Genomic DNA, 15,627 nt, shown 5'->3' on the forward strand with positions numbered 1-15,627 from the left:
TCCCAGTGTGGCCGTTCACCCTCTCAGGCCGGCTATGGATCGTTGCCTTGGTGGGCTGTTATCTCACCAACTAGCTAATCCAACGCGGGTCCATCCTATGCCGATAAAATCTTTGCTAGTCGGTTCATGCGAACCAACTAGGTTATGCGGTATTAGCGTTCGTTTCCAAACGTTATCCCCCTGCATAGGGCAGGTTACCCACGCGTTACTCACCCGTCCGCCACTAACTTCATGGAGCAAGCTCCAATCCGTCCGTTCGACTTGCATGTGTTAAGCACGCCGCCAGCGTTCATCCTGAGCCAGGATCAAACTCTCAATAAAAAAGTTTGTCTCTTGACATTTTGTACTGTTAAGTAGTACTGACTTGTCACATAATGTGACTTTATGAATCGACTGGTTTAATGGTTACTATTTTATTTTCAAAGTTCAATCATCCTATTAAAATGGCGGAGAAGGAGGGATTTGAACCCTCGCGCCGCTATTAACGACCTACTCCCTTTCCAGGGGAGCCCCTTCAACCACTTGGGTACTTCTCCATAGTGGTTTCCATATTAATGGGATAAAACGGAGAAGGTGGGATTCGAACCCACGGCCCCTTTCGGAGTCACTGGTTTTCAAGACCAGCTCCTTAAACCACTCGGACACCTCTCCATATTATTTAGCTTGTCAGTCTTTTTCGACTCGACACTAGAACATTTTATCAACTGTTCTAGTATTTGTCAAGAGTTATTTTTTACTTTTTTTCAGTTCTTATTACTCTTGCTTGCCCCGTGGCATTTGCTGCGCCCCGACTGCTTAATTAATATAACATGACATTTGTCATACGTCAACATGTTTTTAAAACTTTTTTCGTTTTTTTCTTTTCTTTAGGTGCTTCCCCTTATATTGACGTATGACAACATCTTTATTAAAGCATTTTCTCAGCGATAATAAGGTCTTCTGGGGTTGTTATTTTAATATTGGTATACTCACCTTCTACAATATATACAGGTACACCAATCGCTTCTACAAGCATACTATCATCTGTTACACTTAATCCATGCTCTTTGGCATATTCATGTGCATGGATAATGAGTTCTTTCTCAAAAATCTGTGGTGTCTGAACAGACCATAAAGAACTTCTATCTGGTGTATCTTCCACCTTACCGTCTTTACTTACAAGCTTAATAGTGTCTTTTACAGGTACAGCAATAATACTTGCTCTGTGAGCATAAGCCATATCTAGCCCTGCCCTCACAACCTCTTTGGTAATCAGTGGTCTCGCTCCATCATGGATAACAAGGTAGTCTGACTTTTCATCAGCTGCCTGTATACCGTTATAGACAGAGTCTTGTCTTTCTTTTCCACCTGCTACAATATAACTTACTTTATTAAGCTTATAAGTATCTTTTAAAAGTTTTTCTACATAAGTTATATCTTCCTTACCTGTTACAACAACAATCTCTTGTATCTCTGGCATATTTTGAAAACATTCTACTGTATAGACAAGAATCTCTTTATCTTTAATTTTTAAATATTGCTTTTTAGTACTCGTTCCCATCCGTGAACCACTACCACCCGCAACAACAATAGCTGATATATATTTCATTCCTTAACTCCTTTTACCTACTTAATGATTTTAGCAAAAATCATGCGCCCTGCAGAAGTTTGAAGCACACTTGTAACAAGTACCGTCTTAGTTTCACCTACAGCTTTTTTGCCACCTTCTATAACAATCATTGTCCCATCATTTAAATAAGCAATACCTTGTTCCTGCTCTTTACCTTCCTTTACAATCGTAACAACCATTTCTTCATTAGGAAGTACTACAGGTTTCACAGCATTCCCCAAATCATTAATATTAAGTACAACTACTTTTTGTAACTGCGCTACTTTATTAAGATTAAAATCATTCGTTACCACTACACCCTGAATCTGATCTGCCAATTTTAAAAGCTTCACATCTACTTCTTTAATATTTTTATAATCTATCTCCATAACTTCTATAGGGGCATTCTTTAGGTTTTGAATCTCATTAAGAATATCTAATCCTCTTCGTCCTCTATTACGTTTTAGTTTATCTGAGGAATCTGCAATATGGCGTAGTTCATCTAGTACAAAAGTTGGAATAATAATCTTCCCCTCTAAAAAATGCGTTTTGATAATATCTAAAATACGTCCATCTATAATAACACTTGTATCAAGAATCTTAGGTGCGCTTACTAAAGTATTTGAATCTTTCTTTGTAAACCATCCCTTCATCTCTTCTTTCTTTATATGAACAATATATACCCCTATATAGCCTAACCCAAGATATAAGAAAATTCCCCATAGTACGTTGATGATTCCTGATTTTCCACTTAATAGAGGTGCTCCAAGCAGGTTTGCCATTCCTAAACCTATAGCGAGTCCAATAATATACATAAGTGTTTCTTGCATAGAATGTTTAATAAGTGCTCTCTCTACTTTTGGTGCTAATATTTTTGCTATAAGTGCACCAAATGTTATAAACATAAGACCAAAAACTACTGCAAACACAATAAGTTCTTTATATTCATAGAGAAACTTAAATAATCCTTCTAATGTACTTCCAAGGTCTGGCGGAATAATCTGCTTTTCTTCTAAGTCTATAACTGTAACAGCAGCAATACCTGCAATAATCCCCGAGGCTAAAAACCTTATAATCTTTTGCATTATGTTCCCCCTTAGTATGCTTTTTGCCCAATTGCCAAATTAGGTACAGCATTTAATGTCATGTCTGCTCTTGATCCCCTTAAATATTCATAATATGCAGCTGAACCAATCATGGCTGCATTATCTGTACATAAAATCTTACTTGGATGGTAAAGTGTGAATCCATGTTTTTTACATGCTTCACTCATTCCTTCGCATAAACCACTATTAGCTGCAACTCCACCTGCTAAAGCAATTTTAGTAATTCCTTCTGCTTTTGCAAGTGCCATTGTTTTCGTAACAAGTACTTCTACTACTGTATGCTGAAAACTTGCTGCAATGTCTGCTACATTAATAGGCTCATCTTTCATTTTGGCACTATTAACATAATTAAGTACTGCTGATTTAAGTCCACTAAAGCTGAAATCATATCCATCACTAATCATAGCTTTAGGGAATTTAATAGCCTCTTTATTACCTTCCTTACTTAGAGCATCAATCTTTGGTCCACCCGGATAAGCAAGACCTATGGCTCTTGCTACCTTATCATAAGCTTCTCCTGCTGCATCATCTCTTGTTTTACCCATAATTTCATATTCATTATAGTCTTTAACTTTAACCAGGTGTGTATGTCCACCTGATACTACAAGACATAAAAATGGAGGCTCAAGTTCAGGATGCTGAATATAGTTAGCTGCAATGTGTCCTTCTATATGATGGACACCAACTAAAGGAATATTCTTAGTAAATGCAAGTGCTTTTGCTGCTACAACACCTACTAATAATGCACCTACTAACCCTGGCCCATATGTTACACCAATAGCATCAATATCATCTAAAGTCATTTCTGCTTTCTCAAGTGCCTCATTAATAACATAGTTGATTTTCTCCACATGCATCCTTGACGCAATTTCAGGTACAACACCACCGTACTTAGTATGCAAGTCAATTTGTGTTGCTATAATATTTGAACGTACATCTCTACCATTTACAACAACAGCCGCTGCTGTCTCATCGCAAGATGTCTCAATAGCGAGTATTTTTGTTTCTTTCATCTTTACTCCTCCAACGCTTTCTTATCTTTCACTTTTAGCAAGTTCCTTATAGCTATGAACCTTCCATAGTCCATCTTGCTTAATTAATGTATATTGCCTTTTTTCTATTTCTTTAGTCATTTCATGTGTAACTTCTATAGACGCTTTCTCTAAGGTGGGAAATGTAAGAGCGTCTATTGTATTTCCTACTAGGTATACATCTGCTTCTTTATTAATCCTAATTTCTTCTATCAACTCTAACTAGCTACGATAAGTGTTACACCCTAATGCCTCTTCACCATAAAGCATCTCCAATGCCTTTAACGTCTGTTCTATAACTTCTGGCGTAACCCCCTGATCATATTGCATTACCATAATATCTTCAATAACTCTTACTCTTCAAAACCTATAGTCTTTGTCATGCGATCTTTACCTGCTATGGTATTTGCAAAGATTTCTTTTATATTCGTAATATCTATTTTAGAATTTGGCACTGCTGGGCTGAAGTGCGTAAGCCATAATTCTTTTACATTTCCAGCTTTTGCTACACGTGCGGCTTCACTCGCTAACATATGCTTATACTTTTTCACTTGTTCTAATTCGTCTTCAATATACATACCTTCACATATGAAAAGGTCTGCATCTTGTACAAAAGTTGTTAAAGCATCTATAGGTCTACAATCTGTGCAGTATGATACCTTAATTCCTTTTCTAGCTTCACCTAATACCATATCCGGTGTATAAACTTTACCATCTTCAGCAACTTCATTCCCTAACTGAAGCATTTTCCAGTATTTTTGTGGAACTTTATTCTCTTTTGCTTTATCTACTACAAACTTAGGTTGTCTCTTGCCTTCTATGGTATAAGCAAAACACGGTACTTTATGCGGAACAGGTAGTACGGAAATATGGAATTCGCCTACTACTAACTCTTGTTTTTCATAAGGAAGCTCAATAAGATTAAGATCAAAAGTGATATCACGACATACAACAGTTAATCCATCTACAATTTTCTTCAATCCCGGTGGTCCTATAATAGTTAAAGGTTCCTGCCTTCCTGCATTTCCTAAAGTTAAAAGTAAGCCTGGAAGTCCCGTAACATGATCTCCATGATAGTGAGTAAAACAAAGTACATCTAGTGTTTTGTATCCCCATCCTAAAAGTTTCATGGTAACTTGAGTACCTTCACCACAATCTATAAGTAGCTTTCTTCCATTATACCTTGCAAGCATTGCTGTCAAAAATCTTTCCGGCAATGGAAGCATGCCTCCTGTTCCTAATAAACAAATATCTAACATTCTATACATCCTTTCTGTACTTATAATAGTATTATATCCTTTTATGACAAGTGTTACAACTTTGTGCCTATATTTGAGCATTTTATAAAAAAAGACGTATGAAATAGTCTATCTCATACGTCTTTAAATTTATTCATCTTCACAATTAAAGATTTCAATTACTGGTGCCTCATCAACTGGTATGGCAAAATCCTTAATCCATTTATCATAACATGCTTCACATATGTTAAATGAATGCTTTGTAAGGTCCTTTGAGGAAAAGTAACTCCATGTCTTTTTTACATGTAAATAATCCTCATAGTTTCGCCCATCTATCTTTTTAATAGGCTGTCCACAACAATTGCACTTCACTTCACCTTGCACTTCCGGCACCCCCTACCGCTTCATACGGCTGTTATTTCAAGCATTATCTCTAATCTTATTATATACCCCTTCCCCCCATTAAGTATATAGGTAATATTTACAGCCTCTTTTATTTTTAATTTATTTATTTTGTTGTATAACTTCGGTTCAATCGGTTTAAACTATGCTTGAGATAATTGTTGATTCCTCCCCATTGAACATTATCTCAAAACCCCAACATTAATTGTATAAATATTAAAACCCTAAATATCTATTTCCAAAAGCGATAGTGTCCCTATCGCTTATTTTTTATCACTTTAAAAAGCAAGCAAAGCTTGTAAGTTTTCATAACAATCTGCCTTACCTGTTTCTTTATTTATAAAGCTACCGTAAAACTCACTTTTAGAATCTTTTACTTGAAATTTTAACATTTTTTCCATAGCTAATGTATACAGCTCAATATCTCCTTCCACCTTACCTATTTGTGCTACAACAGCATAAATAGAAATACGCTCTTCATGGCTTGTTACAATACCTGTATGCGTATTATATTGCTCATAAATACCACCTGATTTAAGCTGATTCTTAAGCCATTTAACTGTATCTTTTTTTAATCCATTATTCTCTGCTAGCTCTTTCACAATAAGTAAGCTCTCTAATGTATCTATTCTTTCTGTTTCTATATAAACTTTATTTATATAATCATAGCTACTGTAATAAAGAGGAAGTTCATTATGTATATAAGCATTTTTTAGTATCTTTTTACTTTGTTTATAAATATCTTTCTGAAGCATCTGATCCTCTGCCAATAAAGCAAGTCCTTTTAAATCTAACTCATAAAGCTCAATCTCTCCATGTTCTGCTTCACCTTCATGACGTAAATCAAATTTACCATTCTTTATATTATACGGCTGAATTTTCTCTGCTATTTTCTCTGCTAAATCACTATAATAAGGTTCTCCCCATGCCAAATAAGCCTTAGTAAGTAACTTATAAAATTTAAGATTATCTGCTAGAGAAGTCTTCTCTATCACTTCCATCGTACCTAAATCCAAATCTTTATGAGCCCCAAAACCTACTAATCCTTCTTCAGTTAATAGATTTTCCTGCATAAAACGTACAACCTTTTCAAAACCAATGCGATTATTATCGTTTAATAAATATTCCATATATAACAAATTAAGGCTTGCAAAAATACTTTCTTCATCTTGCACCCCCTGTTCTTCATTCGTAAAGCTATTTCTTACAAATCTATCACTAATCCATTCATATTGATCATAAAAATGGTCCTCTAATATATCTTCTTGTGTGAGTTGCATAGCTTCTTTTATACGGTATTCTTTTATTAAACTTATCCCTATTCCTAATAATAATATACCTATTATGATATGTACTATCTTTTTTCTCATATACTCACCGACTTATACAAACTATCTTCTTTAATATTAACATATTATTAGAATATTAATAAATAGAAATTCAATAAATTTGTATAAAAAAAGACCTCTTATCAGTAGGTCTTTTTGCATCAATCAGCTTAATCTCTTCTCAATAAGTTTTGCAAGCTCTTTAGCCGCCGCTTCCATAACTTTTTTATCTTTTCCTTCTATCATCACACGTACTAAAGGCTCTGTTCCAGATGGTCTAATTAAGATCCGTCCTTCATCTTTAAACTGAGCTTCCAGCTTATTAATTTCTTCTTGAATCTCTAAATCCTCTAAATAAGCATGTTTATTTTCATTTTTAACATGTGCATTGACTAAAACCTGTGGGTATACATCCATAATTTGTTTTAGTTCACCTAATTTCTTTCCTGTTTTCTTCATAACATAAAGTAGCTGAATAGCGGTAATAAGCCCATCACCCGTTGTATTATAATCTAAGAAAATAACATGACCTGACTGCTCACCACCTAAGTTATAACCATGCTTAACCATATTCTCTAATACATATCTATCTCCTACACGCGTATGCACAAGATGGATATCTTCTTTCTTACTCATAATACTCAAACCTATGTTGCTCATAACCGTAGCTACAATAGTATCTTTTTTGAGTCTGCCATCTCTTTTCATATCTGAACCAATAATACTCATAATTTGGTCCCCATCAATCAGCTGCCCAGCTTCATCTACTGCTAAGCATCTATCTGCATCACCATCAAAGGCAATCCCAACTTCCATACCTCTTCCTACTACCTGTCTACTTAAGTCTTCCATATGTGTAGAACCACATAGTTTATTAATATTAACACCATTTGGCTTATTATGAATAACCTCTACCTCAGCACCTAACTGTCTTAATGCAAGAGGTGCCACCTCAGATGCTGCCCCATTTGCACAGTCCACAAGTACTTTAATACCTTTTAGGTCTCCTGGAATGGTATCACATACAAAATTAATATAACTTTCTATTACACTATGATCGTTTTGCCATGTTCCTATTTCTTCACCTATAGGGAGCGGAATACTATCCGGCCTAGATACAATGAGATTTTCTATTTCCTCTTCTAATTCATCTCTCAATTTGTATCCTTCCGCATTAAAAAACTTAATACCATTAAACTCTAAAGGATTATGAGAAGCAGAAATCATAACACCTGCATCCATTCCTAATTCCTTAGTAAGATAAGCTACTGCTGGTGTTGGAATAACACCTATACAAATAGCCTTAGCACCTACTGAACAAATGCCTGCAACTAATGCAGATTCTAACATGGTTCCTGATATTCTTGTATCTCTTGCTACTAAAATTTTAGGTTGCTTCTTTGTTTCCTTAGTAAGTACATATGCTCCAGCTTGCCCTAAATGGAAAGCTAATTGACCAGTTAACTCACTATTAGCGACACCACGTACGCCATCTGTCCCAAATAATTTTCCCATAAAATTCGTCTCGCTTTCTTTGATATATTATCAGTGTACGACATACATAAGAATTTAATGCAGGTCTTACTTCACAAAAGGCTACCATAAAATGGTAGCCTTTATATTTTTATTCTTCAACTATAGGTTGGTCTTGTGTATCTACCATTGTATCTTCCTCACCTTCTACAGGCACTTCAGGTTCTACTGGCACCTCGTCAACTGGTGCATTGACGAGAATATTCATATATACAGGTACATTGACTACCTTAAATTCATCGGGTACTACAATTTGTAATGGTATACGGTATTCCCCTGCTATAATATCTTGCATTGAAGAAAAATCTGCCGTTACTTGTATTTGACTTGGTTTAAATGCAAGTAATTTTTCTGCTGTACTTGCCAATACAATACTTACAGTTTCATCTATTACTTCATAAGTATAACCTTCTGGTAATCCTATAACTTGTAGATTTAATTCACTTACTGGAACCTGATAGTTATAATCTGTTTCTTTCTGAATTTCTAAGGTTACAGTAGCTTTAGGCTCAATATTATCAATATATTCAATACCCTCTGGCAAAATGAAATCTGTCCTAAAATTATTACTTTGAATAACATTATCTAATGCAATTTTCTCAAGTTTGATAGATTGAATAGTATCCACAATAGCAGCCTTACCTACAATAGTAATCTCTTGTGGACTTACAAGTGTATTCGCTTTAATGTAACCTGGTGGTAATGTTCCTTTAAATTGAGGCTCTAATGGAACACGTTTCTTCTTACCAATTGGTAAAGTAACCTCTACATATTCAGGAACCTTCTTAACCCCTATTACTTCTTCTCCTTGCTCATCTAAAAGTATAATAGGTACTGTATAGCTTAGTACATCTTCTGAGAAATTATCTACATTAATATTAATTTGTGCAGTTTCTACTTTCTCTACACTACTCTTTGGTCCACTAATTTCTACTGTGGTAGGTTTTAAAATTGGGTCAAGTGCAGCATACTCACTATTACTTTCATTTTGAATAGTGTAATGAATATTTCTTGTAGCCTGCTCTTCTCTTTCAAAAACTACTCCTACTGTTTTAGGACGTATATCTTCTACTATAATCCCTTCAATATTGGTATGCGCTGTAATTTGAATAGGCTTTTCTATTGAAACTGCATCCTCCTCAGTCAATAAATTAGCGTATTGTGTAAGGTCTAGCCTAACATCGATCTGGACATTATCACTTTTTAACCTTTCCATTTCTAACCTCGGGCCTTTAAGTAAAATTCTTACTTGCATATTCCTTAGTTGCTCTTCATTTTCCAATACATAACCTTTAGCTTCTAATTCATTAATACCACGAATGGTAACATTATGCTTAATTTCTTGTGTGAGCTCAGGATTTTGATAGTTTATCACAAAGAACCATAGTAAGGTTGCTAACAAAAGAGAAATGATTTTCCATGCTACATTATTTGAAAAAAATCTATTCATTTTTTTGTTTTCCTTTCCATAGGACCATTTTAATATCATGTTTCTTACGTTTTTTATGTGTACTTAAAATACGTCTAAGTTCGTCTGCTCCTAGACCTCTTTTAATTTTACCATTCTTTACATAAGAAATATTGCCTGTCTCTTCAGATACAACAACTACTCTTGCATCTGTAACTTCTGATACACCAATAGCCGCACGGTGTCTTGTCCCTAAGTCCTTACTGATTTCTAAACTATCACTAAGTGGTAAGAAGCAAGTTGCTGCTGTAACTCTATTGTTACTGATAATAACTGCTCCATCATGAAGTGGTGTATTCTTCTCAAATATATTAATAAGCAATTGACTAGAAGCAACTGCATCAATAGGTATACCCGTTCTTTCTACATCTCCTAATTTTGTTTCTTGCTCAATAACAATTAATGCTCCTGTTTTTACCTTTGCCATCTGCATACAAGCCTTTACGATAGCATCTACGGTTTCTTCAGATAAACCTTGTCTATTGACTTCTTCTGTTGATAAGATAGATCCTAAAAAGTTTCCCCTACCAATCTGCTCTAAGGCTCTTCGAAGTTCTGGTTGGAATAGAACAAGGACTGCTATTGCTCCTAGTGTAATAGCATTTGAAATAATCCATAATACTGTATGCAGTTGAAAAACAAAGGCAACTACTGCAATGACAATAATAATCACAACACCTTTCAAAAGTGCCCATGTTCTTGTATCCTTAATCCACATTAACACTTTGTAAAAGAAAAATGCCACGACTAATATATCAATAATATCCCTTATACCAATGCGAGGAATACTAAGATAGCCAATCTTGTCTAACGCTTCTCCTATAACATCCAAGTAGTGCAACCCCTTTTTACATATTTTGTTTTTATTATATCATGATTATATTCAAATTACAGCCGTTACTTGTATAAAAAAATTATAGTTGCCTTTTTGCTAGGATAGAAGAAAAGAGACAACAAGTGTCTCTTTATTCTTCCATATTTATTTCTTCAGTTCTATTAGGCGGAATATATACCTTCTGTACTTTCGTTACACTTTTCCTTACCTGCATTTTCGGTATAACCTTCACCATATAATAATTATCCTCATCTTCAAACCGTATAGACTCACTTCTTGAATAATCTGCTGGTCTTGATACAAATTGAATACCCAGTGCAATCACTACACTTATTATAGTCATAAATACTAATAAAAATGTATTCATTGAAATATCTAGGAAAAGCTCCGCTAGTATAAAACCTAATATATTCATAACTCCACCAATAACTACTGCTAAATAAGGTGCATAGTCTATGACCTGTTTTCTAATAATGTATACAACACAAAATACTATTAGGCATATACTTAACATTGCTAATAATTCTTTATTATAAAAAATCTGGGTTATATAAAGATTTAAATTTTCTTGAATCCATACAACTAGATCTTCAGTTTTTAATAAACTTTGGAGCATCATCTCTAAAGATGTAAAAGAAAAATGTCCTACTATCCCAATTAATATCGCAAGGATTGCGCCAAGTCCTCCAAACAAACCTGCTACAATAGGGAGCATACATAATAATTCAACCTTCATAGCTAGCATGGTTAAAACAATGAGCAAGCTTTCCTTTGGATATAGCCTAATGAATAAAATATATAAACTGATAAAAATAACAAGTACTACTCCCCCTATAATCCAATTAAAGTGTAGTAAGTGAATAACACTAACTCCTAGTATCTCCAACATTATATATTGTGCAGGGAGCATGGTACTTACTAGTGCTAAAGCAGCTATTATGTACGACCTTGTAAGTGTGGGAGCGTAGCCAATGGTCCTAGTAATGGCTACCATCACTAGAAGCATACTTAGAAACTTGGCCATTCCTATCCAAATCTTCTCATATATTTTATAGAACTGCAGCACTTTATCTCTTATAATCAATATTCTTTCATCTAGTTGCATACGCCATTCCCCCCCTTGCTTTTATCTACTTCATACTCTTCTAATTCTCTTAATGTTTTTCTGTAGTTACTTATACGTTTATTGGCCTGTGTGTAACGCTTTTTATAAACGCATGTTGATAAAATAGTATAAATCCATGCTACTAATATTACTGTTCCTCCATAAGGTATAATATAATCCGAAAAAACTTCCTGTACTGTAGTGGGAAATGTTAAACCTAACCGGATACGCATAAAAATATGTCCTATACATCCTATACCTACTAAAAGCACTACTAAACACCGTGTTTTAAAATTATTCATATAGACGTAGTCTTCCGGATAGTAACTTGTAATCTTTTCATCGTTCTTTAAATATGTTTTCTCTTCTATTGCTAGCTTTGACATTAAAATAATTTTTTTCTCATCCATATACCCTCACCCCCTATTCTTCTTCTAAAGCATCACTATGGTACTTTCCTGCCCCATTCCATAGTAACCACTCTTTACCAAGTGCATCATAGGTTGCTAAAATCTGTGCTCTAACTTGTTCTGCCTCATATTGCTGATAAGTGCCAAGCCAAGATGCTGTGAAGTCCTGTAGCCAAGGCCTTACCTTAGCTCTTCTCTCACTTCTAGGTATATCTCTTATAACGGCATTTGAATACTGCATTACTTCTAGTATAAGTTCATATGGATACAGATCAGGATAAGTAATGCCAAAAGAACCTTCTCCATAATGGGATGGATAAATCATTGGACAAATATAGTCTAAATGCTTAGATAACTCAGCATAATCCTGTCCAACAATTTTTGCATCTACTTTACTTGTAATAATTGTTCCAAACACATCTGCTGATACTACTACACCATATGAATGTAGATGCTCATACATGTACTGAGTAAATTCTGTTATAATATCAATTTTTGACTTATTATCCGGAAAATCTAAGTTTTTCCCCTCCATAGATTCATGGAATCTAATATAATCAAATTGTATTTCTTTAAAGCCTAAATTAATAGCTTCCTTACTAATTTCCAAGAGATAATCCCAGTTATCCTTATCATAAGGATTAAGCCACCTCTCCCCCTTACTGGTAGCAAAAGGTGTACCATCTTGCCATCTTACAGCCTTTTCAGGATTAGATTTTGTCCTTACATTATCCTTAAAGCTTACAATACGCGCAATAGGATAGATCCCAGCCTTATAAAGCTTATTCATAACTTTTTCAATATCCGAGATAAGAGGTTTATCTTTGACAGCCCCCACTAAAGCAGGATTATCTGATTTAAAAGTGAGGTATCCATTATCATCTTTAATATCTATAACAATTGCATTAACTTCTGTCTCTTTTGCAAGTTCAATTAATGTATCTAACTGTGACATATAAGTGGCAGGTAAGTAAACTCCTTTAACACTAGTTGGCGTCATATGTACATCATATTGAACTGAATCTTGCTCTAAATAAACAGGTGTACTTTCTTCTAATACGGCTACTTTAGAACTGTTAAATAGTTTATTCATATCTTGAATTTCTATTTTATGTGTCCTAATAAGTACAGCAAAAACTAGGCCCAGTAATACAACAGCGCAAAGAATTCTTTTATTCATCATCTTCTGACGTTTATAATGATAATAACTTTGATAGGGTTTGACCTTATATTTTTTCACTAGTACAACGCTCCTTTACCTCATAATAAATTATAACATATTTTAATTTGAGTGACGATTAACTTTTTTTACACAATTTAAATGTTTATTTGTGAATTATTGCCAATTCTGTAGTTTTTATACGATACTAGCCTCTTATCTATCAAAAAAAAGGCTATTGCTCAATCTTTTTAGATTTGAACAATAGCCCTTAACACTTATTAAATTTTCATTTCCATTCCATCGTATGCTACGACAAAACCATGTGGTATAGCAACCTTTTCTAAATCTTCATGGCATAAACCACCATTATGTGAGAAATGCGTGATAATAAAAGTTGTCTCTTCGCACGCACTACCCATATTAAGTAAACGTTCTTTTGTTTGCACACATGTTTCAAGACCAAGATGCCCCGAACCTCCTGCATAACGTGCACCATGTGTGCAATCTAAGCTTACTACATCTAATTTTACATTTTGAAGATATTCATATGTAGCTTCTGGAAAAATCCCTGTATCATTAGCATATAATAAAGTTCTTCTCTCTTCTTCAATAAGATAAATAAGCGACTTTTCATCTGGCTGATGTTGTGCAAGAAGTGGTGTCACTTTAAGTTTTCCTACCTCATAAGTTTTAAAAGGTACAACTTCTATATAATTCATAAAGTCTTGATGACCACCAAATTCAACTTTTACAGCAAAGTCAAAAAACTCTTTTACTTTTTCATTTCCATATACATTGACTTTAGAACCTTTATTCTCGCCCTGAAAATGTGAGTAGTTACCTTCACTCCGTGCCATCAAATCAAACGGGTTAAAGTGATCTGAGTGAGAATGTGTCATAATAAAGTGTCTTATATTAGCTAGATTCAAGTTGTATCTAAGTTTCTGCATATAGATGTCTGGTCCAAAATCTATTAGTGTATCTTCGTTAATCGTCATACTTGCACGTAAACGAATATTCTTTCCACCCTCTGCATTTGCTTTTTGACAAGCCTCACATTCACAAAATAATCCTGGGAAACCTTCGTAAGCTGCCGTTCCTAAGTATTTAATTTTCATTTTGTTCTCCTTTATTGCTTAAATTTCTGCCATAGCGGTCTTGCAAGTATTGCTGCCACAATACCTAATATACAAATACCTACTAGCACAATACTTGTTACATTCCATCCAAAACCTTCTACTAATGCACCAAGCCCATACCCACATAAAGCACTTCCTAAATAAGTTACACAGTTAGTAAGACCTGCAACAAAGGAAGTTTTATTATATTTAATAAAGTAAGTTGGTAAGATACTGACTAAAATAGTATTGATTCCTAACATACATGAAGTAACAACAGCAAAGAAAAATACGGATAAGTACATACTATTTCTACCTACAAGTACAAGTAGCAATAAACTCACTGTACTTACACCATAAAATAAAGCTGTTGTTTTAAGGTCATCTCCATTATTCTTGCTGTTAATATATTTAATAATATAAATCCCAGATAAATTAACAAGTGGTAAGAATGCTGTAAGAAATATGGAAAAATAACTGTTTGCTCCAAAAGTATCTGTTATATACTGCGGTACCCAAGTCATAATTCCATCTTTCAAGAATCCCATAATAAGAACCGCTATTAAAATAATCATTAAGCCTGATTTTACAGAAAGCTTCAAGAAAGATGCTTTCTCATTTATTTTCTCTATCTCTTTCTTCTCTTCTCGTATATCGGGTACTTCTTCTACCTCACCATTCTGATCAGCATAGATCTCTATCTCTCTAATGACTTTGTTCCAAGCTCCTGCGGCTCCCATTAAGAAAAGAGCTGTTACTATGAAAATAGTACGCCAGTTCCATACTATAAGTAAGCTTGAACACAGTACATAAGTAGCAAATGTTCCTAGCGCTACTGAAGTTTGTATATTAAAGCAGCTTTTATGTAAATAATCTTTTGACATATGCTTTGAAAAAAGTTTCACCATAGGTGGCCATATAAGCGATAAAGCAAAGCCATTTAATCCCCATATTATAATAAGCTGCCAATAACTATTAGATACAAACATAAGTGCATTACAAAGACTACACCCTATAAGTCCCATACCTACTAAAATTCTCGGTGAACAATAATCCCCTATTATACCACTTATAAGCTGACCAATACCATAGGTAATAAATAAAGCTGTTACTACAGCACCTAGCTGGATAGTTGTATAGCCTTCACTCTGTCCAATCTCTATCATAGAAGCTGCATAATTCAATCTTCCTATATAAGAAATGAAATAGGCAATCCAACTTATCCAAAAAAGTTTCCTGAGCATTTTTTGATTTGTAATTTGCAAGTTATTCACTCTCCTTCCCCCTTATTTTATAGCCTCAT

The 15,627-nt window shown here is 34.4% G+C and carries 15 protein-coding genes, 2 tRNA genes and 1 rRNA gene; all 18 read right to left on the bottom strand.

Features of this window, described 5'->3' with window-relative positions; genetic code table 11:
- Positions 1-321 (bottom strand): 16S ribosomal RNA (locus tag H8718_RS15880); the annotation flags it as partial.
- Between the two features lie 123 nt (positions 322-444).
- Positions 445-536: transfer RNA gene (locus H8718_RS15885), tRNA-Ser, on the bottom strand.
- A 29-nt stretch (positions 537-565) separates the two neighbouring features.
- Positions 566-651, bottom strand: a tRNA-Ser gene (locus H8718_RS15890).
- 256 nt (positions 652-907) lie between these two features.
- Complete coding sequence (gene ispD / locus H8718_RS15895) at positions 908-1,588, bottom strand: 2-C-methyl-D-erythritol 4-phosphate cytidylyltransferase (RefSeq protein ID WP_249333689.1); 681 nt, start codon at positions 1,586-1,588, stop codon at positions 908-910.
- 17 nt (positions 1,589-1,605) lie between these two features.
- Positions 1,606-2,673: a PIN/TRAM domain-containing protein gene (locus H8718_RS15900; RefSeq protein ID WP_177670942.1), complete on the bottom strand. Its 1,068-nt coding sequence runs from the start codon at positions 2,671-2,673 to the stop codon at positions 1,606-1,608.
- Positions 2,674-2,684: 11 nt separating this feature from the next.
- Positions 2,685-3,707 carry a tRNA (adenosine(37)-N6)-threonylcarbamoyltransferase complex transferase subunit TsaD gene (tsaD, locus tag H8718_RS15905; protein ID WP_177670941.1) on the bottom strand — a complete coding sequence of 341 codons (1,023 nt, stop codon included), beginning with the start codon at positions 3,705-3,707 and terminating at the stop codon, positions 2,685-2,687.
- Between the two features lie 21 nt (positions 3,708-3,728).
- Positions 3,729-3,941, bottom strand: a complete 213-nt coding sequence (locus tag H8718_RS15910) for a hypothetical protein (protein WP_249333691.1) — start codon at positions 3,939-3,941, stop codon at positions 3,729-3,731.
- A gap of 137 nt (positions 3,942-4,078) precedes the next feature.
- Complete coding sequence (locus H8718_RS15915) at positions 4,079-4,984, bottom strand: ribonuclease Z (protein ID WP_177670939.1); 906 nt, start codon at positions 4,982-4,984, stop codon at positions 4,079-4,081.
- Positions 4,985-5,113: 129 nt separating this feature from the next.
- A complete protein-coding gene (locus H8718_RS15920; RefSeq protein WP_249333693.1) occupies positions 5,114-5,347 on the bottom strand; it encodes a hypothetical protein in 234 nt (77 codons plus the stop codon).
- A 296-nt stretch (positions 5,348-5,643) separates the two neighbouring features.
- A complete protein-coding gene (locus tag H8718_RS15925; protein WP_249333695.1) occupies positions 5,644-6,735 on the bottom strand; it encodes a hypothetical protein in 1,092 nt (363 codons plus the stop codon).
- A gap of 123 nt (positions 6,736-6,858) precedes the next feature.
- A complete protein-coding gene (gene glmM, locus H8718_RS15930; protein ID WP_177670936.1) occupies positions 6,859-8,208 on the bottom strand; it encodes a phosphoglucosamine mutase in 1,350 nt (449 codons plus the stop codon).
- 109 nt (positions 8,209-8,317) lie between these two features.
- Entirely contained in the window at positions 8,318-9,676 is a 1,359-nt protein-coding gene (locus tag H8718_RS15935; protein ID WP_249333697.1) for a CdaR family protein, read from the bottom strand.
- The gene (gene cdaA, locus H8718_RS15940; RefSeq protein ID WP_249333698.1) at positions 9,669-10,526 is read right to left on the bottom strand and encodes a diadenylate cyclase CdaA; all 858 of its coding nucleotides are present in this window, start codon (positions 10,524-10,526) and stop codon (positions 9,669-9,671) included. Before cdaA ends, H8718_RS15935 begins: the two co-directional genes overlap by 8 nt.
- A gap of 133 nt (positions 10,527-10,659) precedes the next feature.
- Entirely contained in the window at positions 10,660-11,634 is a 975-nt protein-coding gene (locus tag H8718_RS15945; protein WP_249333700.1) for a hypothetical protein, read from the bottom strand.
- Complete coding sequence (locus H8718_RS15950; RefSeq protein ID WP_177670932.1) at positions 11,625-12,044, bottom strand: hypothetical protein; 420 nt, start codon at positions 12,042-12,044, stop codon at positions 11,625-11,627. Before H8718_RS15950 ends, H8718_RS15945 begins: the two co-directional genes overlap by 10 nt.
- A gap of 13 nt (positions 12,045-12,057) precedes the next feature.
- Positions 12,058-13,284 (bottom strand): putative glycoside hydrolase, encoded by a 1,227-nt coding sequence (locus H8718_RS15955; protein WP_177670931.1) that lies wholly within the window; start codon positions 13,282-13,284, stop codon positions 12,058-12,060.
- A gap of 200 nt (positions 13,285-13,484) precedes the next feature.
- On the bottom strand, positions 13,485-14,324 hold the full coding sequence (locus H8718_RS15960) for an MBL fold metallo-hydrolase (protein WP_177670930.1): 840 nt from the start codon (positions 14,322-14,324) through the stop codon (positions 13,485-13,487).
- An 11-nt stretch (positions 14,325-14,335) separates the two neighbouring features.
- Positions 14,336-15,598, bottom strand: a complete 1,263-nt coding sequence (locus tag H8718_RS15965; protein WP_249333702.1) for an MFS transporter — start codon at positions 15,596-15,598, stop codon at positions 14,336-14,338.
- Between the last annotated feature and the right edge of the window lie 29 nt (positions 15,599-15,627).

It is taken from the genome of Zhenhengia yiwuensis (genome assembly GCF_014384995.1).
GTDB classification, from domain to species: domain Bacteria; phylum Bacillota; class Clostridia; order Lachnospirales; family Cellulosilyticaceae; genus Zhenhengia; species Zhenhengia yiwuensis.

What these genes read in the sequence shown, in the direction of transcription:
- H8718_RS15945 (WP_249333700.1), bottom strand. Translation starts at nt 11,634, where the DNA reads ATGCAACTAGATGAAAGAATATTGATTATAAGAGATAAAGTGCTGCAG.
- H8718_RS15950 (WP_177670932.1), bottom strand. Translation starts at nt 12,044, where the DNA reads ATGGATGAGAAAAAAATTATTTTAATGTCAAAGCTAGCAATAGAAGAG.
- glmM (WP_177670936.1), bottom strand. Translation starts at nt 8,208, where the DNA reads ATGGGAAAATTATTTGGGACAGATGGCGTACGTGGTGTCGCTAATAGT.
- ispD (WP_249333689.1), bottom strand. Translation starts at nt 1,588, where the DNA reads ATGAAATATATATCAGCTATTGTTGTTGCGGGTGGTAGTGGTTCACGG.
- H8718_RS15925 (WP_249333695.1), bottom strand. Translation starts at nt 6,735, where the DNA reads ATGAGAAAAAAGATAGTACATATCATAATAGGTATATTATTATTAGGA.
- H8718_RS15900 (WP_177670942.1), bottom strand. Translation starts at nt 2,673, where the DNA reads ATGCAAAAGATTATAAGGTTTTTAGCCTCGGGGATTATTGCAGGTATT.
- H8718_RS15915 (WP_177670939.1), bottom strand. Translation starts at nt 4,984, where the DNA reads ATGTTAGATATTTGTTTATTAGGAACAGGAGGCATGCTTCCATTGCCG.
- H8718_RS15960 (WP_177670930.1), bottom strand. Translation starts at nt 14,324, where the DNA reads ATGAAAATTAAATACTTAGGAACGGCAGCTTACGAAGGTTTCCCAGGA.
- H8718_RS15935 (WP_249333697.1), bottom strand. Translation starts at nt 9,676, where the DNA reads ATGAATAGATTTTTTTCAAATAATGTAGCATGGAAAATCATTTCTCTT.
- tsaD (WP_177670941.1), bottom strand. Translation starts at nt 3,707, where the DNA reads ATGAAAGAAACAAAAATACTCGCTATTGAGACATCTTGCGATGAGACA.